The organism is Pseudomonas sp. NFACC43, from assembly GCF_900119645.1.
Classification (GTDB): domain Bacteria; phylum Pseudomonadota; class Gammaproteobacteria; order Pseudomonadales; family Pseudomonadaceae; genus Aquipseudomonas.
Window position 1 is genome coordinate 219,644 of sequence record NZ_FPKK01000001.1, and the last position, 24,143, is coordinate 243,786.

Sequence of the window (24,143 nt, forward strand, 5' to 3'; positions counted from 1 at the left end):
TGCTCCATGTTGTTACTGAACTGAGGGAGTAATCCTAAGCGCTCCAAGATCATCATAGAAACAAGCTACAACAGGACCCGTAGCATGGAACACACACTGCATGTGGCCGCTGCCAATTCCTGCCGCAAGTTCAATCAAAGCGCCACTGGCGTAGAGATACCAAAGCTGAACACTCATAGGACAACATCAGCCCTCTCATACATCGGGCAACCGCAAGCGATCTACTTCGTCAAAGAGATTACAAAAGACGTCCACCAGGGAAGGGTCGAACTGGGTACCGGCCTGATCGGTGATGAAACGCCTCGAGCGCTCGACATCCCAGGCCTGCTTGTAGGCTCGAGGCATTCTTATGGCGTCATACACATCGCATATCGACACAATCCTTGCCGATAACGGAATTTCCTTGCCCCGCAACCCCTTGGGATAGCCGGTACCGTCCCAACGTTCGTGATGCGCCAGGGCAATTTCCGCTGCGAGATCCGTCAAGGGAGAACCGTCCGGGTCATGCAGGATTTCATAACCGATGCGGGCATGTTCCTGCATGACTTCCCTTTCCTGCGGCGTCAACGCTCCCGGTTTCTGCAGAATCGCATCGGCAATGCCGATTTTCCCGATATCGTGCATCGGAGCCGCCATTTTCAGGAGTTCGCACCATTGAGAAGGCATGCCGATTGCCTTGGCCAACAAAGCGGAGGACTCGCCGATACGAACGATGTGTTGCCCCGTGTCATCATCGCGATAGCTGGCTGCTCGACTCAAGCTGCTGCTGATCGCCTTGTAGCTGGAGGCCAGTTGGACCGTGCGCAACTCGACTTTGCGCTCAAGCTCGGCATTGACATCGCGTAGCAGCTTCGCCGCCTGCGCCAGCTCCAGGCAATTGCGTACCCGCAGTAGCACCTCAGGCAGGTCAATGGGCTTGGAGATGAAGTCGTTGGCGCCTTTTTCCAGGCCTTTTCGTCTGTTCTGCTGGTCATTCAAGGCCGTTACGATGATGACCGGTGACTCGGTGCGGTCCCGCTTATTGAGACGATCGAGGATCTCAAAGCCGTCAGGCGCGGGCATATCCAGGTCCAGCAACACCAGGTCCCAGGCGTTCGAAAGCAGCCAATCCAGTCCTTGGGCCGAGTCGTTGAAGGTGGTGATGTTGCGCAGGCCCACGGCTCGCAGGCATGAATCCAGAAGCCGGAGGTTGGTGGGCACATCGTCGATAATGACGATCCTGCTTTCAGCATTTACTTTGGTGAACATGCATCTGCCCTCTTCGCAGCGAGCGTCAATACGAGGTGACGGATACTCTGGCTATCCAACGGAGAGGGCACGATGGCCTGGCACGCCAATCGGTCGACCGAAGCGTGATCATCGGCCGCACGAACCACGATGATCGACATCTGCGCCTCGTCGATCCTCGTGCGTAAACCGCGAAAAAAAGTATCCAGCACAGGCACACGGTCCGCGGTGGCGACGATCAATACGCTGACTGTCGTGGTTTCGAGCACGAGGCTGGCATCAGGCAACGTATCGACGCGTTGCAACTCGAAATCACCGGCCAACGCCTCCCGAACCACCTGGGCATCCCGGGGGTTGTCGCTCACCAACAGCACGCGTGGCAAGCCAATCGCTGACGCTGTGCAATCGCTGGCCGGCGCTGGAAAATCCGAAGAGCACATGTCGATCCAGAAGGTGGTTCCCACGCCGACCTGGCTTTCAAAGCCCATGGTGCCGTGCATCAGGACCGCCAGGTCCCGGCACAACGCCAAGCCAATGCCGGTGCCCTGGATGGAAGAGTTCTCCTTACCCAAGCGCTGGAAGGGCCGGAAAAGCTCTTGCTGCACATCCGGGGAAATGCCCATCCCGGTATCCGTCACGTAAAGACGCAACCGGGCTCCCGTCTCGACAACCATGGCCCCCAGCGTGATATTGCCACCGGGTCGGTTGTACTTGATTGCGTTGGACAACAGATTGATCAGGACCTGCTTGAGGCGACGCTTGTCCGCCCAGACATGCCATGTATCCGGAGGAGCCTTGATGTGCAAGGTCTGGCCGTGCGCAGAGACCTGCTGCAAAACCATGTCAGCGCAGTTGGATAGCAGGCTTGCCACAGGCACCGGCTTGAGATCCAGCAGTGGCTTCTCAGCCTGCAGGCTGGAGAGATCAAGCAGATCGTCCACCAATTGCATGAGGTGTTCACTGGCCTTGATGATTTCCTGCAGGTTGGCTGTCTGTTGCGACGCGTCGTCAGGCGGTTGCATGAGCCCCAATTGGGCAAACCCGTAGATGGCATTCAATGGGGTTCGCAACTCATGGCTCATGCTGGAGATGAACTTGGATTTGGCCGTACTGGCCGCCTCTGCCTCCAGGGTTTTCTCCCGCAGATCCAACTGAGTCTGCTTGAGCGTCGTGATGTCGACACACGCCACGACCACGACACTGGACTCATCGAGCCGCGAGGGCTCCAGAGTGCGGCCTCGGCAAAGGATCCAGATCAACTTGCCATGCACGTCCCTGATGCGGAATTCCGCTTCCGGCGCCACGCTGGCACTGCCCCTGGCCTCTTCCAGGAACTGCGTGAAGGTCTGCCGATCTTCAACGGGAATGTTCTGCAGCAGGGTCTCCATCGGCACTTCATTGGCGGCAAAACCGAAACGCTGGCACAAGGCACCCTTGAGGATGAAACGGTGCCGCTGGGGGTAATACTCCCACAGCCCTTCGGCGAAGCTCTCCATGACCAACTCAAGACGCTGCTGCGTGGCGTTGCGAACGGACTCTGCCTGGGCCAACTGCCTGCCCATTCCCAGTGCCTGGTTGGACATTGACCACAGTTCGGTGATATCGGAAGGGCTTGCCGCCGGTTGCCAGTGGCCCCGACCGATCTCCCGCATCATTTGGGAGACCCCTTGGACCGGTGTGCTCAATTGGCGGCTGAGATCACGCGTGCGCCACCACATGAAGGCAAAGAACAAGGTGTAGAACAGCACCAGCCCCGCGACCAACAGATAACCCACTTCGCGGTAATGACTGGCGAGCAGATTGGTTTCGTGCATGACTGCCGCTTCGTCCACCACCGCCAGCAGGAACCAGCCGGTGGAGGGAATCTCGTCCCAGGCGACCAGGTGAGGCCGTCCATTCAACGTCAGCGCAACGATACCTTGTGAATGGTCGGGCAAGTTCTTGTTGAGGCTGGCAAGGTCCGGATGACGAGCGAGGTTCAAATCCGGCGATTGCAAGCGCTCGCGATCGACAGGTTCTCCAGCGGGCTGGTTCTCGACGTGCAGGGAAAAATCACGTTGGCCTGCCTTGGGGACGGCCATGACATCGAGCTTGTCGTTGACCAGCATCAGGTAGCCATCCCACGGCATCTGCAACTGCTCGATTCGCTTCAAGATGCCGTCGACCGTGACATCGACGCCGGCTACGCCCTCAAGAAAGTCGCCTCTGTAGACCGGCGCGATGGCAGACATCATCCATCCCTGGCCGGCAGGGTCCAGGTAGACATCCGTCCAGACGACTTTTCTCTCCGGGTTGTGCTGGGCATCGGCCAGGTAATAAAAGTTGTACTGGGGGATGTCCATATCATGGGGATACTGTTCGAGCGTATTGAACCAGGGATAAATCCGGTTATAGCTGTCCCAACTATTGAAATAGATGCTGGCAATCAACGGATCCCCATCCTTCAACTGCTTCATCATGAAATCCTGGTTTGCCAGGAGAGAAACCTTGTAGAGATCCTGTTTTTGCGGCGCAGTGACATTCGAATAGAACGAGGCGGACGCTCCGTCGTTTACCGCGCTGTAACGGACACCGTCGGCACTCAATGAAAGCGATGCCGCCGTGAGATTCTGGTTTTCGGTGAGTTCATGCTCGGTGGACTTGGCATAAAGGCCGATCGCCTTGTGGATCTGCTCCAACTGTCCCTGCACCAACAATGCATTCTGCTGAACCGATACCTGGATGTCTCGTGTCGCACTCTGATGCAGATATTCGATCTGGGAATTGCGTATGGACTGGTTCGTGATGAAATAAGTCGTGATCAGCACGCCTTCCACCAGGACAAGTGGCAACAGGCTGGTACTGGCAAACGCCCGCCAGATCCATCTGCGAAGGCTGACCCTCTCTGTTGAAGCTGCTTGCATAGGCACGCTCGTTGCGTCGGCGGCACACACTGATATCACAATGACACCATTGTGGTCGCATCCCTGGTTTCTGTCCAACAGGACTCTCGTCCTTTCGTCTGCCTGCCACCCCATCCGGCAAGTACACCAGCATCGATCAAAAGCCCGTGTGCAACCTTATGACCATAGTCGAACACCCGATTTTGGTCGCAAGACTTAAGCTATGCTCAAGATCGGATCACTAGAGGACGGGGCGAATGGACTCAGCCATGGCGATTGCAACACCGTCCACGCAGGATGCCGAGGATGTGGGGGTCCTGTTGCTGGATGCCCAGGGGGCGCTGCTGATCATGGATGACAGCGCCAGCCGGCTGCTGGGCCTAAGCGAGAGCGTCGCCGCCCTGATGCCCTCGCCCGGGCTTTTTTCCCTCAGACCGCTGACATTTGACCAGCACCTGACCCATGCGCGACTCAAGGGGAACTGGTATTTCCAGAGTACGTCGGCCAACGGCGACACGCTGAGCGTGACCCTCGACTACAAGGCCCGACAATCCACCTATCTGGTGAAAGTCCGCCGCGCCGAACCCGTTCACGTTGCCGAACAGGATTACCGCCTGGCGTTCCATTCTGCCGGCACCGGCCTGGCGTTGTTGCGAATGAGCGGTGAGTGGATCGCCGCCAACCGAAGGCTATGCCAGATGCTTGGCTACACCGAAGAAGAACTTCGTGCCACCTCCTTCCAGCGTCTGACGCACCCGGACGACGCCGATATCAGCAAGGATGAATTGCAAAGGCTCATCCAGGGGCACCGCACCAGCCTGACCCTGGAAAAACGCTACATCCGTAAAGATGGCAGCACGCTGTGGGCACGCCTGACCCTGGGCATCGCCCGTAACGCTGATGCCCAAGCGCTTTACTTCGTATCGCAGCTGGAAGACATCAGTGAGCACCTCGCCTTGCGCCAGGCATTGTTCAATAACGAACAGAAGTACCTCTCGCTGGCCCAAAGCTCACAAAACATCATCCTTCGCTACAATCGGCTGGGACAGCAGATCTATGCCAATCCCGAGCTTGAACGCGCCCGAGGTTTTCCCAACACTCACATCACCGAACGCGTCTCGACGCCCAATCAGCTCGATGAGTACTTTCGCACGCAGGTAGAGCTCACGTTATCGACCGGCGTAGCGAACACGTTCCTGCTGGAAAACAAGGACACGCATTCCCGTCGATCCATGGATTTCCTGTGCAACCTGACCCCGGAGCATGACGAAACAGGGGAGCTGTGTGGGGTGCTGGTCACCGCCCAGGACATCAGCGCATTACGCCGGCAGGAACGCGCCGAGAATGCGCGCTCCGCCATTTTCCAGAAGATGGTCACCCACGACACGCTCCTTGAGGTGCTGCCCCTGCTCGGCGCCTACCTGGATATTCTGACCCCCGAGTTGCACAACGCCATGGCGTTCAAGGCTGTACCTGGCGACGACTCCGCTGGCGCGCCTCCTACGGATACGTCCTCGATCGCAAGCTGCCTGGCCGACGATCTTGATCGACGTCCCGAGCTGTTCGGGCACCACCACTTCATCGCTGACTTGAAAAGCGATGCCCTGGGCGTCGCGTTCAGCCGGCCCGCCTTGAAGGCAGGCTATCGAGGTTGCTGGGTTGAGCCGGTGATCAACAAGACCGGCGGCACCATGGGCGTCATCCTGTTGTTCGTCGTTGGCGACACCCAACTGAGCGAGCAGGACCGCAAACATGCACGAATGGCCAGTCATATCGCTGCCATCGCCTGGGAGCGCTGCTCGGCCCACAGCCACCTGGCGCAGAGCGAACGCCGTTACCGCGAAGTCTTCGACCATTCGCAAGACATGCTTTGCCTGCTCGCCGTGGATGCCGAGCAGCAACTCAGTTGCCTGGAGGCCAATCCAAAGCTGTGCGAAATGCTCGGCAAAAATCATTCGGACATGATCGGCCAGTCGTTGGGCCAGTGCCTGGAAAAAGAAGCCGCAAGCATTGTCGAGGCGATCTGCCTGCACTGCATCGCCGTGGGAGCCCCCATCGAGCTGGATGCCCACCTGCCCTGCGGCCAGCGCTCACTCGTCGTCCATTTCAACCTGGTCCCCGTAGCCGATTCAAATGGGCGCTTGCATCGCCTGGTGTGCATCGCTCGCAACATTACCGACATCCTGGAGGCCCAGCGCAACGAACTGGCCCGGCAGCAGGAGATCGGCACGCTGGTCGAGAACTCTCCGGATGGTATTGCACGACTGAGTCGAACCGGAGAATTGCTGTTCGTCAATCCCGCCCTGGAAGCCTGGCTGGATCGCCCGCAAATCGACTTGCTGCGCAAGGGTCTGCTCGAGATCCTTCCGAAGAACCTGCAAAGCCAGTTATTCCATGCAGCCGTGATCGAAGCCGTGGAAAAGGGCCAGCCCCTGGAGCATGAATTTGTGCTCACCGAGCAGCATCGACTGCAGCGCGTCTATCACATCAGTCTCGTACCCGAGCAGGACATCCAGGGAAAGATCGCCACCGTGCTGGCAGTCGTTCGCGACATATCGCAGTTGCGCCTGGCTGAAATGCGCCTGGCATCGCTCAACAAGCAACTGCGCCAGTTGATGTCCAGTCGGGAAAGTGCGCGGGAAGAGGAGCGCAAGCTCATTGCGCAGGAAATCCACGATGAGCTCGGACAACATCTGACGGCAATACGCATGGGCACTTCGCTGCTGCGCTTCCAGTACGGCGAGCAATTGCCCCAGCTCAGCGAACAAGTGGCACGCCTGCTGCAACTGATCGACCAAACGGTGCAGGTGGTCAGGAACATTTCCACCAGCCTGCGCCCCTCCATCCTCAACATGGGCATCGTCGCGTCATTGGAATGGCTGACCGACACGTTCAAGCAGCAATGGGGCATCGACTGCAACCTGCAGGTTCCTGCGCAAAAAATCCATCTGGACGATGCCAGCGCAACCGCTGCATTTCGGATCGCCCAGGAGTCGCTGACCAATATCGCCCGACACGCCGAAGCCACTCGGGTCGATATCACGTTCGAGCAAGGCGAGAACGGCTGGTCACTGGAGATCACCGACAACGGCAAAGGCTTCGAGCAACGCGAACAATCAACCCGGACCCTCGGCTTGCTGGGAATGCGCGAACGCGGCCTGACCCTGGGAGGCACTACCACCATATCCAGCAGCCCGGGCAGCGGTACCACTGTCCAACTGCGCGTACCTGATTCAAGGAGTCACGACTCATGATCCGTTTAATGGTGGCCGACGATCACACGATCATGCGCGAAGGCCTCAAGCAATTGTTCGCGCTGGTAAAGGACATCTGCGTGGTGGCGGAAGCGGAGAACGGAGCCCAGGTCCTGGAGCTGTTGCGCCATACCGAGATCGATGTGCTCCTGCTCGACATGACCATGCCCGGTTCGAGTGGCGAGGATCTGATCAGCCGTATCCATGCCCATTACCCCAAACTGCCGATGCTCATCCTGAGCATGCACAATGAAGCCCACATCGCCCAGCGTGCCCTGCGTGCCGGCGCCTCGGGCTACATGACCAAGGACCGCGACCCGGAAGCGCTGTTGGCCGCGATCCGCAAGGTGAGCACCGGCGCACGTTACCTCGACCCACAACTGGCCGAGCAGATCGCACTGCAAAGCAGTGGCGTGACACCCGAGAACGCCTCGCAGAGCCTGACCTCGCGTGAGTTCCAGATCCTGCGCATGCTGGCCCAAGGACTGAGCGTCAACCAGATCGCCGAACAGCTGGTGATCAGCAACAAGACCGTCAGCACCCACAAGACTCGGCTGATGGAAAAGATGTGCTTTGCCACCAGCACCGACCTGGTGCGCTACGCCTTGAATGAAGGGCTGGTCTGAACACCTTGATCAGGGCTGATGGCCGCGGACGCCAAGGATGGCCGAAGCGATCTGTTCCAGGGGCAGCTCGCGCTCGACCGCGCCCAGCTTGAACGCCTCGCGCGGCATTCCATACACCACACAAGACTCTTCGTCCTGGCCCAGGGTCCTGGCGCCGGCATCGCGCATTTCCTTGAGGCCACGAGCGCCATCGTCCCCCATGCCTGTCATGATGATGCCCAGGGCGTTGCTACCTGCGCTGCGTGCGACCGAACGGAAGAGTACATCCACCGAAGGTCGATGCCGGCTGACGGGAGGCCCCTGGACAATATCCACCTGGTACTGGGCACCGCTGCGCTTGACCAGCATGTGAGTGCCTCCCGGCGCAATCAGCGCACGCCCGGGGATGATGCGGTCGCCCTGTACCGCCTCGCGGACCTCGATCTCGCAAACATGATCGAGGCGTTCGGCGAAGGCGGCGGTAAACTTCTCCGGCATGTGCTGCACCACGACAATGCCTGGACAGACCCGCGACAGCCCCTGGAGAACCTGTTCCAGGGCCTGGGTGCCGCCGGTGGAAGTACCGATGGCCACGATGCTTTCAGTCGTGCGCGCCATGGCCACGGCCCCAGGGGACAGGATCGCGTCAGCACTGAGCCGAGGCGGTACGTCGGCAGGCGTCCGTGCACCCACCCTGCGCCGCAGGTTGGCCTTCGCTGCGCCCCTGACGGCCTGGACCAGTTCATCCGCACTCTCAGTCAGGAACTGTCGCAGGTTGGACTGTGGCTTGGTGACGATACTGACTGCACCGGCCGCCAATGCCTGCAAGGTGGTCTTGGCGCCCTTCTCTGTGAGCGTCGAACAGATCACCACCGGCGTAGGCTTCTGCGCCATCAGCTTTTTCAGGAAGGTAATACCGTCCATTCGTGGCATCTCGACGTCCAATACGATGACATCAGGCCATTGCCTGTTCATCTTCTCCATGGCGTACACCGGATCGACGGCAACGTCGATAACCTGTATCCCGCTGGCCTGGTTCAAGGTCGCACTCAACACCTGGCGCACCACTGCGGAATCATCAATGATCAAGACCTTGATAGCCGTCATCTGAGATTACTCTTGGGCGATTCGAATACCTTGCGTACCGAGTCGGCATGATGGAGTTGGAGGCGTCCGCTGCCCACATCGAACACCAGGTGGCGATACCCTCGGCCACCTACGTGATAGGCCCGGCACTGCAATCCATGGTCCTGGATCAAGCGCCTGGCGGCATTGACGTTCTGCTGGCCGATCCCGGTAGCGTCACCGCGCTCTACTCCGGGAAACATGTCGGCCCCGCCGAAAAGACTCACTTCGAACTGCTCGGGCCGGGCCCCCGCCCGATGGATGCATTCGAGCAACAGCACCAAGGCATCCGTAGCGTAACGGCCGTTCAGGTGTCCGGCGCCGCGGCCGCCCCGCCGAGGCAACATGAAATGACACATGCCGCCCAACAAGCGTTGCGGGTGCCAGAACACCAGGGCCACACAGGACCCCAGCACCGTACACAAGCGCATCTGGCGTCCTCCGAACGCCACGTCGCCGGGCTGCAGGAAATACTCGATCACCTGAACCATCTCAAGCGTCCGGCTTACGGTAGATCGAGGGTTTGACCAGGTGCAATTCGTCGCTGATGCCATTCAGGCTTTCCGAGTGACTCACGATGAAATAACCCCCTGGCCGCAGATGCTTGCTCAAGCGCTTGACCACCTCGGACTTGGTCTGGTTATCGAAATAGATCATCACATTGCGCAGGAAGATCACGTCGAACTGCCCCACCGAAGGCAGTGGGTTGTTCAAGTTGATCGACGTGAAGGTAATCCGTGACGCCAACGCGCGGTCGACCATGAAGATGCCATTGTTGCTGCCCACGCCCTTCAGGCAGTACTTGTTCAGCAGCGGCTCGGGAATACCGCGGATACCATCCAGTGGGTAGCGTCCGCTCCGGGCTTTTTCCAGTACCCGGCTGCTGATATCGGAAGCGAGGATCTCCCATGGCCGGGTGCCCAGACTGTCAGCCAGCACCATGGCCAGGGTGTAGGGTTCTTCCCCCGTGGAGCAGGCACCACTCCAGATGCGCACCGGGCCATTGCCACGCAGCTCGGCGAGCACCACGTTGCGCAGAAAATCGAAATGCTTGGGTTCTCGAAAAAAATAGGTCTCGTTGGTGGTCAGCAGGTCCACCGCCATTTGCAACTCGGCCTGGTCCTTCATCAGCAAACGGTAATAGCTGCCGTAGGTGGTCAAGTTGAAAAACTGCAGGCGCTTGGCCAAACGGCCGCTGACCAGCTGCTTCTTGGCAACGGACAGGCTGATTCCGGCAATCTCGTGAATCATCGCCCGAAACTGCTGGAACTCGTTGTCTGATAGGACGGCATTCATGCTTTCGACCCGCCTTCATCGATGCTCGAAGCAAGGAGTGCCGACCAGTCATTGCGACTGAGCAGATGCTCGATGTCCAGCAACAGCACAAAACGATCACTGAGCTTGCCGACCCCCACTACGAATTCAGGACTAAGGCGTCCCTGGAGCGCCGGCGCCGGCTCGATCTGTTCGGCCGGGATCTCCAGCACTTCGCTGACGGCGTCCACGATGATGCCCACCAGGCCGGCGCCACTGCTGCCGTGGATCTCCAGCATGACGATGCAGGTGCGCGGATTTTCCAAGGTCTGGGCCCCGCCGAAACACAGGCCGAGATCCAGCACCGCAATGGCCGCCCCGCGCAGATTGATGATGCCGCGAACCTTCTGCGGCGCCATCGGCAACGGGGTGATCGGACCGTATTCGACAATCTCCCGGACGCATGGGGTACCGACCGCAAACATCTCCTGGCCGACGCTGAAGGTCAGGTACTGCTGGGCTGCCGTCCCTTGGGCCGATGGGCGCGACGCAGATATGGACATGGTTCACTCCTCGGGGCCCACCGCAGGCGGCAGCCCCCTCTCAAGACAACGTAGGCACGCCTGAGCACGACGGCTCAATGCAATTGGCTGGCGATCTCACGGACACACAGCACCTGGTCGATCTGAAGCACAGTCAGGAACGCCCCTCGTACCTTGACCATCCCTCGAATGAAGTCTTCACGGATCCGGTTTCCGATCGCCGGCGCGGCCTTGACGTCCGCCAGTTCGATTTCGATCACCTCGCTCACCGAGTCGACGACAATGCCCAGTACGTGGGGTTCGCCTTCCTGGGTCAGTTCCAGGATAACGATGCAGGTCCTGCTGCCTCGCTGCGTGGCGCCCTTGCTGAAGCGCGCCTGCAGATCGATCACCGGGACCACCGAACCGCGGAGATTGATCACCCCGCGGATGAAATCGGGCATCATCGGTACGCTCGTCACCTGGCCGTATTCGATGATCTCGCGCACGCACAAGGTATCGATTGCATAGACCTCCCTGGCGGACACGAACGTCAGCAATTGCAGGAGTTCGCTGTCGCACGGACTCTGCGGCACGTACTCGAAATGGCTCAAGGCTGCAGCGTCCATGTCTCAACTCCCGAAGCGAATGAAACCGCCTTCCTGGGCATGCTCGCTGCTTTGCAGGCCGCCCAGACCGGTAGCAGAGGCCCGTGGTACGGCAGACACCGCCACCCGCCCCTGCAAGGTGAAAAAGCCCATCAACTCCTGTAGCTGTTCGGCCTGGCTGCTCATTTCCTCGGCGGTGGCGGCCAGCTCTTCGGAGGCCGAGGCGTTTTGCTGAGTGATCTGGCTCATCTGCGACATGGCGGTATTGATCTGCTCGGAGCCGATGGATTGCTCTTCGGATGCCGCCGCGATCTCCTGGACCAGATCGGAGGTCTTGGTGATCGAGGGCACGATCTCATCCAGCAGGTTGCCGGCCCGTTCAGCCAGGGCAACACTGCTTTTGGCCACCTGGCCGATTTCCTGCGCCGCGACCTGGCTGCGTTCGGCGAGCTTGCGCACCTCAGCGGCGACAACCGCGAAGCCCTTGCCATGCTCGCCGGCACGGGCCGCTTCGATGGCCGCGTTGAGCGCCAGCAGATTGGTCTGATAGGCAATCGAATCGACGATCCCGATCTTCTCCGCGATGGTTTTCATGGCCGAGACGGTGTCCTTGACGGCCTGCCCACCCTCGCTCGCTTCCTTGCTCGCCTTGCCGGCCATGCCATCGGTCACTTTGGCGTTCTCGGTGTTCTGCGAGATCGACGCCGACATCTGTTCCATCGACGCTGACGTTTCTTCGACCGACGCCGCCTGCACCGAAGCCGATTGGCTGATGCTCTGGGCCGTGGCGGAGATCTCTTCCGAAGCGCTGGACAGCGAATCGGCGGAACTGCGAACCTCGCCAATGATCTGCGAGAGTTTGCTCACCGTTTCGTTGACCGCATTCTTCAGGTCTTGCAGGCTGCCCTGGTAATCACCCTTGACGCTGCGGGTCAGGTCACCACCGGACAGGGCCATCATGACCTCCATCGCCTCGCTGAGGGGCGCGACGATCGAGTCCAGCGTGCTGTTGATCCCCGCCACGATGCGGCGGAAATCCCCTTGGTGGCGAGTACTGTCCGCACGGGTATCGAGCCGACCGACTACCGCATTCTCGCTGAGCATCTGGGTGTCTTCTATCAGCGCCTGGATGTTGCTGCGCAGTTGCTCGATATTGTCGTTGATAAAGGCTTTTTTGCCGGGGAACTGGGCCAGGGGCGCCGACAGGTCGCCTTCGCCGAAAGAGCGTATGCAAGCCATGGCCTGTTTTTTCACGCTGATATGGCCATCGACCATGTCGTTGATGCCTTGGGCGATCTGACGGTAGGAGCCTTGGAATCGCTGTACGTCGATGTGCACATCGATGTCGCCTTTCTCATGCTCGTCCGACATGTGACGCATCTCTTCGATCAACGCCATGATGGTGCTGCGCAGATGTTCGACGGTGACGTTAATGAACGCCTTCTTGCCGGGGAAGGCTTGCAGGGGCGCCTGCAGATCGCCCTCGCTGATCGATTTGATGCAGGCCATGGCTTGCTTCTTGACGTTGATATGCCCGGCGACCATATCGTTGATGCCTTGGGCCATCAGCCCATAGCTGCCAGCGAAGCGTGCCGCATCGATCTGCACGTCGATGTCGCCTTTGTCGTGCTCCGCGGACATGCTGTTCATATCGCTGATCAACTGGTTCAAGGTCCCGCTCAGGCGGTCCATGGACCCCATCAGTCCGGTACGCTCAAGGCCGTTGCCACTGCCTTGCACATCCAGCTGCCCGGCCACGAACCGCTCCGCCAGCCGGCGTACATCGTCGGGCTCGCCACCCAATGTGTGAAGCAGCCGGCGCACCAGGAAGAAGCCGATCAAGCCGATGGCCAGCAAGGTAGCACCACCGACCAAGGCAATGCTGTAGATCGCCGTCTGTTCGGTCGATGCCGCAATCGCTGCATTTTTTTCCCCCAGGTCCAGGTTGTGCTGGCGGATATCGCCCAGGGCCGAAGTCACCTTTTCACGTGTCACGTCCAGGTCGAGCAGCAGACTACGGGCTTCAGGGGCCGCGCTCCTGAGGGCATTGTCGAAACGTTCCGCCCCCCGGTTGTATTCGTTGACTGTGCTGCGCAAGGCGCTGAGCAGCGTGGCGTCACGATCGTCGGAGACGAACTCTTTCTGGTACCGATCGAGTGCCTGGAGTACCGACTCCCTGTCACTTTGCTGGGAACCGCCGACAGGTCCGGACAGGCTCTGCCATTGGCGACTGTGGCTCTGCGCCAGGGCCAGGGCCACATGATCCAGCAACTGCAGGCTGGGCACAGTGTTGACTTGTGCATAGCTGGCGGTGCTCCTGACCCCACCCATCAGATAGAGACTGAGACTGACGAGGATCAGGATGCCCAACAGAGCTGAGGCGACCAGCAGCGAGATATTCTTTTTAACGGTCATGAGCTGTACTCCAGGGAACACTATTGAGTCAATTCAGGGCTGAGGGTCGTACCGTGCTTCTGCTGGCTGGCGACTTGCCCGAGTAGTTTGGGAATATCCAGGATCAACGCTACCGCTCCGTTCCCCAGGATGGTGAAGCCGCCCAGTCCGTGAGCTGTACCGAAAATCTTGCCCAGCGGCTTGATCACCGTCTGGAACTCCCCCAGCAATTGATCGACGACCAGGCCTACCCGCATCCCCGCGTAATGCACCACCACGATGTTTTCACGGCCATGGTTGGGCTCATCGATGGCGAACATCTCGCGCAGACGCAGCACCGGAAGCACCGCACCTCGCAGGTCGAGGAATTCCTGGTTGTCGCCGTCATCGGTCGACAGCTCGATGCACTCCTCGACCAGGTCCAGGGGCACGACGTAAGAAGCGTTGCCGACTCCGATCAGAAAACCATCGATGATGGCCAGGGTCAGCGGCAGGCGGATACGCACCGTGGTGCCCACGCCCTCTTCGCTTTCCAGATTGACCGAGCCGCGCAGCGCGACGATGTTCCGTTTGACGACATCCATCCCCACGCCGCGCCCGGACAGGTTGCTGACCTGATCGGCGGTGGAAAAGCCTGGCTCGAAAATCAGATTGAGAATGTCGCCGTCGGCCAGCTGTTGCCCTTCGGCAACCAGGCCGCGCTCCATCGCCTTGGCCAGGATGCGTTGCTTGTTCAGGCCGCCACCGTCGTCACTGACTTCAATGACGATGCTGTTGGCCTCGTGATAGGCGTTGAGGCGAACCGTACCCTGCTCTGGCTTGCCACGTTCACGACGCACATGGGAGGCTTCGATTCCATGGTCCATGGCGTTGCGCACCAGATGGGTCAGGGGATCGCCGATGCGCTCGACCACCGTCTTGTCCAGCTCGGTCTCGGCGCCAAAGACGTGCAAGGCGATGTCCTTGCCCAGCTCCTTGGAGACATCGCGCACCACCCGCTGGAAGCGGTTGAACGTGGCACCAATCTGCACCATTCGCAGGGTCAGGGCACAGTCGCGCACCTCCTCGACAAGGCGCGAGAGCGAGCTGGTCGCTTCAATCAACTCGCCGATGCCGCTCTGGATGGCCCCCAGGTTGGCGCCAGCGCCGGCGATGATCAGCTCGCCCACCAGGTTGATCAATTGATCCAGTTTGCCGGCGTCGACCCGAATCAGATTACCTTCGGCCGGACGGGCCTCTTTTGCCCCCCGGCTCTTGGTCGCGTCATCGCGCGCCATCTGGTCTGGCACCTCGGGGGCCACCGCAACGACCGTCGACTCGCCAGAAGACGAACTGGCCAGCCAGGCTTCACGGGTGACGGAACCGCAGGCGACGAAGGCCTCGACCATGGCATCGGGCTCAGCATCGAGACGGCCGATCAAGGCCCGGAAACCGGCCAGGTCGCCGTTGCATGGCAACACGCAGATCCGGCTGCCCTCGCGAACGAAGTCGAAGGCCCCTTCGATGGTGGCCTGGTCGGCATCACTGACGAACCCCAGCTCAAACCCCAGGTAACAGGTTTCCGGATCCATTGCCGCGATATCCGGCATGCCCTCGGTGATGCACACGACAGCGCTGATTTGCCCGAAGCTGTTGAGGTAGCGCAGCAATGACAGCGGATCCATGCCGTTGCGCAAAACGTCGGGACACAGGCGAAGGGACACATGCCAACGCGCGACGCAAGCCGATTGCGGCGGTTCGACCGTTGCCAGGCACTGCACCGGTTCCGGACAGTGCTCCAGGTAGCGGTCGAGACGCTCGACCAATGCCGCTCCCTGCCGCTCGTGCTCTGCTGTCATGCCTTGCAGGTCGCCGTGGCTGGCAAGCAATTCAATGAGCGTGCACAAGTGGTCCCGCACTTCGAGGAACAACGCGCTGAGCGACTCGTCCACCCGCAGCTCATGTCCGCGGACCCGATCCAGTACGCTTTCCGCGACATGGGTAAAGGCCACGATCGGCGTGAAGCCAAACAGGCCGGCAGACCCTTTGATGGTGTGTGCGACGCGAAACAACGCGTTGATGGTGTCGGCATCATCCGGGGCCTGTTCGATCTGCAGCAGCGCGTCTTCCATCAGGAGCAGAAGCTCCTGGCTTTCGGCGATGAAGGTCTGTAGCACATCGTCCAGATTCATGGGCGAACTCATGGTTTCAACCTCTCTGCTGACGAGGCGTGGCCGACTCGTCGAAAAAGCTGTGCAACCCGCTCATATCCAGTGCATCAAGCACCGCTGTGCTGGGATTGCTCAGCAGCAGGCTGGAGCCGTGGCTCAGTGACGACTGCTTGATCAGCACCAATAGCTGGAGTCCGGCGGTATCGATTTCGTCCACACCCCCAAGATCCATTTCGACTTCATGGGCCAAGGGAAACAGTTCCAGCAACAGGTCCTTGCGTTCAGCGGCGGTGTAGATGGTCAGGGGACCCTCGAGCACCAGGATCCGACGCAGACAAGCCGTGGTGTTTGTCATGACAACCTCCTTTCCAGGGACTCTGGCGGCGCTAAGGCATGATCAGTTTGGAGACGGCACCCAGCATCTGGGCCGGCTGGAAGGGCTTGACCATCCAAGCCTTGGCACCGACGGCCTGGCCCTGCTGTTTCATGGCCTCTGCGGTTTCGGTGGTCAGCATGATCACTGGCGTGAACTTGTAGGCCGGCAGCAGTTTGGCGGCCTTGATGAAACTCAGGCCGTCCATGTTCGGCATGTTCACGTCACTGACGATCAGGTGGATCTTGCGGCCGTCGAGCTTGGTCAGGGCGTCGCGACCGTCGACACCTTCGATGACCTCGTAACCGGCGCCCTTCAACGTGATGCTCACCACTTGGCGAATGGAAGCAGAGTCATCGACAATCAGGATGGTTTTGCTCATGGGAAACTCCCTAGAAAAAAGTGATCTCGGATGAAGGGCTGCTCACCACAGGCTTTCCGTGATGGATCGCGTGTTGTTCAGGCATCGTGTAGGTGCTTGCCAATTGCTCGAGCCAGCTCTCGGCGATGATCGGGGCAGGTGTTCCGCCGGCAAGGGCCAGTTGCTGGCGTTCGGCGATATGCGCATGCAGTTTGCAAAGATCGTTGTTGACCAAAGAAAGCATCTGGCCGACCCGGTCCTGGAACTGCAGGGCGACCAGTACCCCCGATATCTCGGTCGCAACGTTTTCGCTTTGCTGCTGAAGACTGCTGCTGGTATCGACAATGGCCTGGGCGTTATGCCGAAAGTGCTCGATCACCTGGGACACCAGTTGCTCGGAGTGAGCCAGGGTGTGTGAATCCTGCTGCGCCTGATGCCGGGAAAGCTCGACGGTGCGAGAGATCGCAGCGTTGACGGTGTTCACCGTTTCACTGATTTTCTGCCCCGTCTCGCCGGATAGACTCGACAGTTTGCGCACTTCATCGGCCACCACCGCGAAGCCACGTCCGGCATCCCCCGCCCGCGCCGCTTCAATGGCGGCGTTGAGCGCCAGCAGATTGGTCTGCTGGGCAATATCCCCGACGAACTTGGCCATTTCCTGCAACTGCGAGGTGAAGTCAGAAAGGAGCAAGACCTCCTTGAGTTCCGACTCCTTGCGCAAAAGCGCGTCACGCAGGGCAACCATGATCGAATCCAGGTCCCGCTGACCGACCTCAAGGATATCCAGCAGACGTGCGCCCGAATTCTGGCCTGCGCCCTGGGACGCGGAAGCACTGATCTCCCCCGACAGCGTCGCGAAGCGGTGACTGAGCTTGAGGATCGACTCCTCGCTGAGGATGCGCGCCGCATCGATCTGGTGGCTCCAGATCGGCAGCACCTGCGCACAGACCTCACCCAATCCTTCATCGGGTGAAACGGCCAGCGGAAGGTGACCTGGCAGATCGCCTTGCTGGGCGTGCAAACGGGTACTCACTAAGCGCTTGTTCCACATGCCCATGAACAGCGAGCCCAGCAGGACAAAAGCGCAACTGACTGCGCTTGCAGGGGTGAGGTCCGCGCTGATCAGTATCGCGGCGCAACCGAGCGCTGCCGTCAAACCCGCAGGCAGCATCAAGATCAGGGGGGAAGAATCTACCTGTCCTTTCACCTTCATCTCTCCAGTTCAGTGCGGATCCGGCGGGATCCGGCGCAAGAACATCCAGCCTTGGGATGCCCGGTTCTGTTGGCCTGAGGAGATGATGGCCAAGTAATAGCAATGAAACTATCGGAGCATCCTGATTTACCACTAAGGATTGCGGTTGCGCCGTAGGAGAATTCCTACGCGCCCCGGACACTCCGGAAGAAAAAAACCAGCGACAAGCGCTGGCAAGGAAACCCAGGTTCGTACCGCGTTAGCCAAAGCGCGTCTCGCGGCCTTGCACCTTGGCGCCCCAGAGCGCTTCGAGGTTCTTGAAACCCCAGGTTTTCTCCGACTCGAAGCTGACTATCCTGTCCTGCCCACAGGCCAGATCAATGCATTCGGGCGGCAGCGGTGTGCGACTCGACGCCGAGAAGAAAACCTTCACCATGGGCGTGAGCAAACATTCGTGATGCTGTTCCATGACCACCGCCAACCTGTCGCTTTGGAGTCGTACCAACGCGCCCACCGGATAGATACCAATGCATTTGACGAAGGCGTGAAACACTTTCTGATCGAAGTGCCCTGTCCATCCGGCCATTTTCCGAATCGATTCAGCGGGGCACCAGCGATCTCGATAAGGTCGGTCAGACGTCACGGCGTCATACACATCACAGACGGCTGCCATGCGCGCGAACAGGCTGATCTGGGTTCCGCATAATTTATGGGGGTAGCCGCTGCCGTCCACTTTCTCATGGTGATGCAGACAAACGTCCAGCACCCGGTCAGTGAAGTACCTGCTTTGCCCCAGCATCCTGGCTCCAGCCTCAGGGTGGGTGCGCATCGTCGTGTGTTCGTTGTCATTCAAAGGAAGTGGCTTGGCCAGGATGGCCGCAGGTATCGCCATTTTGCCCACGTCATGCAGCAAGCCAGCCAGACCGGCCTCTTCTACCAGGAGCGACGGTAGATCCAACTGGCGTGCCAGACCAATCATCAACCCGCAGACGGCTACGGAATGCATGTAGGTATATTCGTCGGCAGTTTTGAGGCGCACCAGACTGAGCAGTGCGTCAGGATGGCGTAACAGGGACTCGGATATCTCACCCACCATGTCCGTGACACGATCCAACTGAACGATCCGCCCCATCCGTAGCTCGCCGAACATCTCCATGACCGCGGCCTTGGAGCTGGAACAAAGTTCGGCCGCCCTTGACAACTCTTCGCTCATTGCCGCCCTCGGACGTGGGCAGACGGCTTGTGCGCAAGATCGGTCCGACGCACATGAGGGCTGCTGTCCGCCTTGCCCCGCTTGCGCATTGGTTTCAGCGCACGCAGAAACCTGTACGTCCACCCCCTTGGACAGGTCGATCCATGCCCCAACGATGCCCGGAACAAGGATCTTTTCCAGTACCTCTTCATTCTGGATGAGAAAGCTATTGTTCCAGAACGGACGCTCCATACAGGAACCGGTTAGCTCCTGGACAAACATTCCTACGCAAAGATCGGCCACACCGATATGTTTCAGCACGATCCAGATCCCCTCTCTGTCCGCAACCGCCCTCCCTGAATTGTCCGAATGCGATGACCAAGCGTGATATGGCTTGGATAGGCATCAAGATGCCGCCCTGGCCCTTGAATGATAGCTATGAGCCACCAACCAAATAATCGGAGCAATCTTATTTAGGGCTAGGAATCACGGATGCGCCTGTAGGGATTTTCCTACGACAGTTTCGAAGTACTGCTGGGGAGGGCCCCTTTCAAATTGCGCGCTGAAAAGAGACCGGAGTCAGGTTTCATTAGACCACTACACTTGTCACCTGCCCGCGTTACGCGGACAGATGCACTAATCGCGTTTTGAGTCGGCTTTGACGCCAGCGCCCTCCCACATGAGTTACTTGAACAGAATCTGCAACGCTGGGAAAACGAAAACGAGCCAAAGTCCCGTCCATGGCAACCGGCTTAGATCGCCAGCCCGGCGATGCGACCCTCGACCAGTTGCAGATAATTGCCCAACATATCCAGCCCTTGCTGCGTCATCACTGACTCGGGGTGAAACTGCAGACCATAGATCGGCAGCTCACGATGTCGCAGCGCCATGATTTCGCCAGGCTGGCCGTTTTCATCCAGCGCATGGGCCGTAGCCACCAGTTCGCCGGGCAAAGCGCCGGCCACGAGCGAGTGATACCGCGCCACTTCCAGACAGTCAGGCAAACCGTCGAACAAGTCACGGCTGTCGTGACGGATGCGCGACACCTTGCCGTGCAGCACCTCTCGCGCCCTGCGCACCTCTCCGCCAAACGCAACAGTGATGCATTGATGGCCCAGGCAGATACCCAGTATCGGCAAGCGGCCCGCAAAGTGTTTGATGGCGGCCAGCGAAATACCCGCCTCGGCAGGCGAACACGGCCCCGGCGAGACAATCAGCGACTGCGGTTGCAGTGCTTCCATTTCTGCCAGGGTGATCTGATCGTTGCGCCGCACCTCGACATCGGCACCGAGCATGCCCAGGTACTGCACGATGTTGTAGGTGAACGAATCGTAGTTATCGATCATTAAGTGCATAGGCCACCTCCTGACGTTGGGCCAGTGTTTGGCAGCGGCCCGCCGCAACCCGCATCAACTGGCTTTTCTCGATGGTTTCCTGCCACTCGCGTTCGGCGACTGAATCCTGCACAACGCCGGCGCCGGCTTGCACATAAAGTCGCGCATCCTTGAGCAGCCCGGTGCGAATGGTGATCGCCAGATCGGCGCGACCGTTCCAGTCCAGATAACCGATGGCACCGCCGTATACCCCGCGTGCATGCGGCTCAAGTTCGGCGATGATCTCAAGCGCACGCACCTTCGATGCGCCGCTGAGCGTGCCGGCCGGGAAAATGCTTTTGAACAGTTCCAGACCACTGACGTCGTCGGCTATCTGGCCGGTGACCGTCGAGACGATGTGCATGACGTGGGAGAAGTATTCCACTTTGAGCAACTGGCTTACCTGCACACTGCCTGTATTGGCCAACCGCCCGAGGTCGTTTCGCGACAGATCGACCAGCATCATGTGTTCGGCGATCTCCTTGGGATCGGCAAGCAGCTCTTCTCTGAGACGGTTGTCCTCGGCCACCACGCTGCCTCGCCGCCGAGTGCCGGCCATGGGCCGCGTCGTCACCGTTTGCTCCTGCTGGCGGAACAGCATTTCCGGAGAAGCGCCAACCACCTGGCAATCCCCCAGATTCAACAAGTACCGGTACGGTGTTTGCCCCAGATCCGACAGGGAGCGATACAGCGCCACGGCATCCTCCTCGAAAGGCAGGCTCATGCGCTGGGACAATACCACCTGCATTACATCGCCTGCGGCAATGTAGTCCTTGATCCGCGCCACCGCTTCGATGAACGCAGGTTGCGGGAAGGCAGATTCGGCGGCGGGAACAGTCACCTCGGCCACATGCGCGCAAGGTGCCGGTGCTACCAACAGGGGCCGCACATTGGCAACCAGACGATTGAGCCGATCCATGCCACTCTGATAGTCGCCCAACGTTTTCGAGCTTTCATGCACGATGCACCAGGCCAGCCGTTCGCGGTGGTCGAACACCACTACATCGGTGCTGATCAGTTGCAAGACGTCAGGGAGATGAAAACCGGAAGGCTTGCGGGGTACACGGCGCAGGCGTGGCTCAATCAGCCGGGTCGTTTCGAACCCGAAGTAGCCGAACAGCCCACCGCTGAACGGTGGCAGGCCGGGACAATCCGGTACGCGAAAGTGCTTTTGCAGCCGGGCCAGTTCCGCCAGTGGATCTTCGCAGTCAATCCGCGTCGACAATTGGTCGTTGCAGTAACGGCGCACGACACCTTCATCCAGTTCAATACGCTCATTGCACGGCAAGCCGATCACTGAATACGCCTGCTCGAACACACCGTCGTGCCAGTGCCCGGTTTCGAACAGATAATCCTGCCCGCAATTGGCTAGCGCCTGGTACAGCGAAAGCGCTTCGACGCCGACCGGCAACGGCAGGCTTTGCCACAGCGGTATATAGGTGTACCCGGCTTCACCGAACGCAAAAAAATCTTCCAGACTCAACATCCCTGTGTCTCCTGAGCATCACCCGGCGCTTATTTGAGCGGGGTAGCAGCAAACGCCGGAAGTTTCTCGATCTGTTCGGAATACGCAGCGAGCGCGGCATATTTTTCGACATCGACCAGATGCGGCACACGAAACTGCGTGAAACGCCAGGCGGCGGCTACCGTCACGTCAGCTTGGGATATCTGTTCCGTTGCCAGCCAGAGAGCATCGCGTTTGTTCGCTGCTGCTTGGTCCAGAAGTTCCAGCGCGGCACTCAGTTGTTCGGTAATACGGGTTTGCCAGGGTTCATAGTGAAACGCCTTCGGCTTGTTGTATTCATATTCGAGCGTCACCGCTTTCTCACACACGGCCAGGCCTAGTCCGATGAGCGACAGCACCTTGCGATACTGTTTCGGGTCTTTTGGCAGCAAACTGAGTTCCGGGCCGACCAGCGACTCCAGATAATCAATCACCATCGAAGAGTCCGTGATCATTTCACCGTCATCGAGAATCAACGTCGGTGCCTTGATGACGGGATTGATGGCGCGAAACTCTTCAGTGTCGCGAAATACCGAGATCTGCTTGTGTTCATGGCTCAAGTCCATCAGGCGCATCGAAATGGCCACGCGCCGAACATAAGGGGATCCCATCATGCCAACCAGTTTCATATCTTTCTCCTGAGTTGTTAGAACTTACCTGTCAGATTTTCGAGAACTCGACCCTTGCTCCGTAGAACAAAGAGGCGCGCTCTGAAACTGTTTCAACATCGCCTGTAGTAAGGAACGAGTTGCTACCGGGTTTAGCGCTGGAAAAACGCGGATTGCTTTGCAGATACTCCGTCAGATTTTCAGCGCACGCACGGGACTGGGACAGAATCCGCACCGAGCCCGGCAACTCTGCCCGCCACAGTGGCTCAACGAGGGCGTAATGGGTGCAGCCCAATATGCAAATCTGTGGAACTTGCGGGGTACTCACCAAGAGCGCATCGACGTGTTTACGTATTTCGACCCGCAACCGCTCTGTCGGCGCGTCTTGCTCAATCAGCAAGGCGAGACCGTTACAGACTTGTTGATACACCGCTGTAGCTGGATTCCGTTTGTTAATTTCCGTGGCAAAAATATTGGAGTCCACCGTATGCTGAGTGGCAAAAACCGCCACACTCTCGACAGCGGCATCTGCCGCCTCTTCGGCTACCGGTGTGACGACTCCAATCACCTCTCGATCCGGATAAAACGCTGGCAGCCATGACTGCTTCAAATTGCGCAGACTGGTGGCCACGGCGGTATTACAGGCGATCACGACCAATGAACAACCGTATTCGAAAAGCCGGGCAACAGCGGCCAGGGTGAGATCGTAAATATCACCCGATGCGTTGTTGCCATAAGGCGGGTTGCCATGATCTCCCAGATAGACAAAGTGTTCGTGTGGCAATGCAAACTCAAGAGTACGCATCACCGTCAATCCACCACTGCCGAAATCAAATACGCCAATCACATCGAACCTCGCTTGAATGCTGGGTAATGCCGGGTACTCACATTTATTTAAATAGTCGTGGCAATTGCAGTGGCGACGCCGATGTACAAAACGCCCGTCACCACACTCATCTGGCGCTTTGTCTTGAATATCTTCGCTGCGTGCCGGGCCAGGAGCATGTACATGGCGTACACCGATGTGGAAATGACAATGGCGGTCGCAATCAAGGCGATGCACTGCGGGACATAAGGCAAGTCTTTATTGACGAAGGTCGGGAACAAGATGATGTTCGTCAGAATGCCCTTGGGATTGGTAAATGAAACGATCACAGCTCCGGTGAACATTTGTAGCGGCGTGCGCTTGCTGGAAGTGGCCACGGCAACTTGTGTATGCGAGCGCAACGACTTCAGCGCCAGATAGAGTAAATAGACCACACCGATCCATTTGAGCCAGAACAGGATTCCGGGGTTTTTGCTGACCAGCAAACCCAGCCCCGACAGCACGATAAGGGCATGTCCCCCGCTCGCCAGGCCGAAACCGATGGCCCCAGGAAATGACTCCTTGAAACCGTGATCCAACGCCTGCGCCATGGAGAACGCGACATTCGGCCCCGGGAGGATTGCCGCTGAAAGAAAGACCACGCAAAACAAAATCCAAAGCTGAAAATCCATGTTGCACTCTCTCCGTGAGATCA

Annotated in this window: 19 protein-coding genes and 2 pseudogenes; 2 read left to right on the plus strand and 19 right to left on the minus strand. The window is 59.0% G+C overall.

The window, feature by feature from the left end; genetic code table 11:
* Positions 1-195: 195 nt before the first annotated feature.
* Both BT179_RS00890 and BT179_RS00895 read right to left on the minus strand, forming a co-directional pair.
* Positions 196-1,248, minus strand: a complete 1,053-nt coding sequence (locus tag BT179_RS00890) for an HD domain-containing phosphohydrolase (RefSeq protein WP_072394533.1) — start codon at positions 1,246-1,248, stop codon at positions 196-198.
* Positions 1,233-4,130, minus strand: coding sequence for a sensor histidine kinase (locus BT179_RS00895; protein WP_072430471.1), 2,898 nt, complete (start codon positions 4,128-4,130; stop codon positions 1,233-1,235). The genes BT179_RS00890 and BT179_RS00895 overlap by 16 nt, the downstream gene beginning before the upstream one ends.
* A 248-nt stretch (positions 4,131-4,378) precedes the next feature.
* Between BT179_RS00895 and BT179_RS00900 the strand changes: the two genes are divergently transcribed.
* Positions 4,379-7,363, plus strand: coding sequence for a sensor histidine kinase (locus BT179_RS00900; RefSeq protein WP_256343824.1), 2,985 nt, complete (start codon positions 4,379-4,381; stop codon positions 7,361-7,363).
* Complete coding sequence (locus tag BT179_RS00905) at positions 7,360-7,989, plus strand: response regulator (protein WP_072394525.1); 630 nt, start codon at positions 7,360-7,362, stop codon at positions 7,987-7,989. The genes BT179_RS00900 and BT179_RS00905 overlap by 4 nt, the downstream gene beginning before the upstream one ends.
* 9 nt (positions 7,990-7,998) lie before the next feature.
* Here the strand turns inward: BT179_RS00905 and BT179_RS00910 are convergent, their stop codons facing one another.
* The 17 genes and pseudogenes from BT179_RS00910 to BT179_RS00985 form a co-directional block, all read right to left on the minus strand.
* Entirely contained in the window at positions 7,999-9,075 is a 1,077-nt protein-coding gene (locus BT179_RS00910; protein ID WP_072394524.1) for a protein-glutamate methylesterase/protein-glutamine glutaminase, read from the minus strand.
* Positions 9,072-9,584 carry a chemotaxis protein CheD gene (locus BT179_RS00915; RefSeq protein ID WP_072430469.1) on the minus strand — a complete coding sequence of 171 codons (513 nt, stop codon included), beginning with the start codon at positions 9,582-9,584 and terminating at the stop codon, positions 9,072-9,074. Before BT179_RS00915 ends, BT179_RS00910 begins: the two co-directional genes overlap by 4 nt.
* A 1-nt stretch (position 9,585) precedes the next feature.
* Positions 9,586-10,389, minus strand: a complete 804-nt coding sequence (locus BT179_RS00920; protein WP_072430468.1) for a CheR family methyltransferase — start codon at positions 10,387-10,389, stop codon at positions 9,586-9,588.
* Positions 10,386-10,910, minus strand: a complete 525-nt coding sequence (locus BT179_RS00925; RefSeq protein ID WP_072394517.1) for a chemotaxis protein CheW — start codon at positions 10,908-10,910, stop codon at positions 10,386-10,388. Before BT179_RS00925 ends, BT179_RS00920 begins: the two co-directional genes overlap by 4 nt.
* Before the next feature lie 74 nt (positions 10,911-10,984).
* Entirely contained in the window at positions 10,985-11,497 is a 513-nt protein-coding gene (locus BT179_RS00930; protein WP_072394515.1) for a chemotaxis protein CheW, read from the minus strand.
* 3 nt (positions 11,498-11,500) lie between these two features.
* Complete coding sequence (locus BT179_RS27125) at positions 11,501-12,580, minus strand: methyl-accepting chemotaxis protein (protein WP_371128579.1); 1,080 nt, start codon at positions 12,578-12,580, stop codon at positions 11,501-11,503.
* Positions 12,581-12,613: 33 nt separating this feature from the next.
* Positions 12,614-13,891 (minus strand): annotated as a pseudogene (locus BT179_RS27130) (methyl-accepting chemotaxis protein); the annotation flags it as partial.
* A gap of 20 nt (positions 13,892-13,911) precedes the next feature.
* Complete coding sequence (locus tag BT179_RS00940; protein ID WP_072394511.1) at positions 13,912-16,041, minus strand: chemotaxis protein CheA; 2,130 nt, start codon at positions 16,039-16,041, stop codon at positions 13,912-13,914.
* A 16-nt stretch (positions 16,042-16,057) separates the two neighbouring features.
* A complete protein-coding gene (locus BT179_RS00945; protein ID WP_072430467.1) occupies positions 16,058-16,375 on the minus strand; it encodes an STAS domain-containing protein in 318 nt (105 codons plus the stop codon).
* 31 nt (positions 16,376-16,406) lie between these two features.
* On the minus strand, positions 16,407-16,775 hold the full coding sequence (locus tag BT179_RS00950; protein WP_072394506.1) for a response regulator: 369 nt from the start codon (positions 16,773-16,775) through the stop codon (positions 16,407-16,409).
* 10 nt (positions 16,776-16,785) lie between these two features.
* Positions 16,786-17,388, minus strand: a pseudogene (locus tag BT179_RS26915) (methyl-accepting chemotaxis protein); the annotation flags it as partial.
* 817 nt (positions 17,389-18,205) lie between these two features.
* Positions 18,206-19,459: a cyclic di-GMP phosphodiesterase gene (locus BT179_RS00960; protein ID WP_072430466.1), complete on the minus strand. Its 1,254-nt coding sequence runs from the start codon at positions 19,457-19,459 to the stop codon at positions 18,206-18,208.
* A gap of 431 nt (positions 19,460-19,890) precedes the next feature.
* Positions 19,891-20,493 (minus strand): anthranilate synthase component II, encoded by a 603-nt coding sequence (locus BT179_RS00965; RefSeq protein ID WP_072430569.1) that lies wholly within the window; start codon positions 20,491-20,493, stop codon positions 19,891-19,893.
* On the minus strand, positions 20,474-21,922 hold the full coding sequence (locus BT179_RS00970; RefSeq protein ID WP_256343825.1) for an anthranilate synthase component I family protein: 1,449 nt from the start codon (positions 21,920-21,922) through the stop codon (positions 20,474-20,476). The genes BT179_RS00965 and BT179_RS00970 overlap by 20 nt, the downstream gene beginning before the upstream one ends.
* 104 nt (positions 21,923-22,026) lie before the next feature.
* Entirely contained in the window at positions 22,027-22,644 is a 618-nt protein-coding gene (locus tag BT179_RS00975; protein ID WP_053144506.1) for a glutathione S-transferase family protein, read from the minus strand.
* Between the two features lie 31 nt (positions 22,645-22,675).
* The gene (locus BT179_RS00980; protein ID WP_072430465.1) at positions 22,676-23,470 is read right to left on the minus strand and encodes a glutamate racemase; all 795 of its coding nucleotides are present in this window, start codon (positions 23,468-23,470) and stop codon (positions 22,676-22,678) included.
* A 47-nt stretch (positions 23,471-23,517) separates the two neighbouring features.
* Entirely contained in the window at positions 23,518-24,120 is a 603-nt protein-coding gene (locus BT179_RS00985; protein WP_072394494.1) for a LysE family translocator, read from the minus strand.
* Positions 24,121-24,143: the final 23 nt, after the last annotated feature.

What these genes read in the sequence shown, in the direction of transcription:
- BT179_RS00895 (WP_072430471.1), bottom strand. Translation starts at nt 4,130, where the DNA reads ATGCAAGCAGCTTCAACAGAGAGGGTCAGCCTTCGCAGATGGATCTGG.
- BT179_RS27125 (WP_371128579.1), bottom strand. Translation starts at nt 12,580, where the DNA reads ATGCTCAGCGAGAATGCGGTAGTCGGTCGGCTCGATACCCGTGCGGAC.
- BT179_RS00920 (WP_072430468.1), bottom strand. Translation starts at nt 10,389, where the DNA reads ATGAATGCCGTCCTATCAGACAACGAGTTCCAGCAGTTTCGGGCGATG.
- BT179_RS00890 (WP_072394533.1), bottom strand. Translation starts at nt 1,248, where the DNA reads ATGTTCACCAAAGTAAATGCTGAAAGCAGGATCGTCATTATCGACGAT.
- BT179_RS00950 (WP_072394506.1), bottom strand. Translation starts at nt 16,775, where the DNA reads ATGAGCAAAACCATCCTGATTGTCGATGACTCTGCTTCCATTCGCCAA.
- BT179_RS00940 (WP_072394511.1), bottom strand. Translation starts at nt 16,041, where the DNA reads ATGAATCTGGACGATGTGCTACAGACCTTCATCGCCGAAAGCCAGGAG.
- BT179_RS00915 (WP_072430469.1), bottom strand. Translation starts at nt 9,584, where the DNA reads ATGGTTCAGGTGATCGAGTATTTCCTGCAGCCCGGCGACGTGGCGTTC.
- BT179_RS00975 (WP_053144506.1), bottom strand. Translation starts at nt 22,644, where the DNA reads ATGAAACTGGTTGGCATGATGGGATCCCCTTATGTTCGGCGCGTGGCC.
- BT179_RS00965 (WP_072430569.1), bottom strand. Translation starts at nt 20,493, where the DNA reads ATGCACTTAATGATCGATAACTACGATTCGTTCACCTACAACATCGTG.
- BT179_RS00985 (WP_072394494.1), bottom strand. Translation starts at nt 24,120, where the DNA reads ATGGATTTTCAGCTTTGGATTTTGTTTTGCGTGGTCTTTCTTTCAGCG.
- BT179_RS00905 (WP_072394525.1), top strand. Translation starts at nt 7,360, where the DNA reads ATGATCCGTTTAATGGTGGCCGACGATCACACGATCATGCGCGAAGGC.
- BT179_RS00930 (WP_072394515.1), bottom strand. Translation starts at nt 11,497, where the DNA reads ATGGACGCTGCAGCCTTGAGCCATTTCGAGTACGTGCCGCAGAGTCCG.
- BT179_RS00900 (WP_256343824.1), top strand. Translation starts at nt 4,379, where the DNA reads ATGGCGATTGCAACACCGTCCACGCAGGATGCCGAGGATGTGGGGGTC.
- BT179_RS00945 (WP_072430467.1), bottom strand. Translation starts at nt 16,375, where the DNA reads ATGACAAACACCACGGCTTGTCTGCGTCGGATCCTGGTGCTCGAGGGT.
- BT179_RS00910 (WP_072394524.1), bottom strand. Translation starts at nt 9,075, where the DNA reads ATGACGGCTATCAAGGTCTTGATCATTGATGATTCCGCAGTGGTGCGC.
- BT179_RS00925 (WP_072394517.1), bottom strand. Translation starts at nt 10,910, where the DNA reads ATGTCCATATCTGCGTCGCGCCCATCGGCCCAAGGGACGGCAGCCCAG.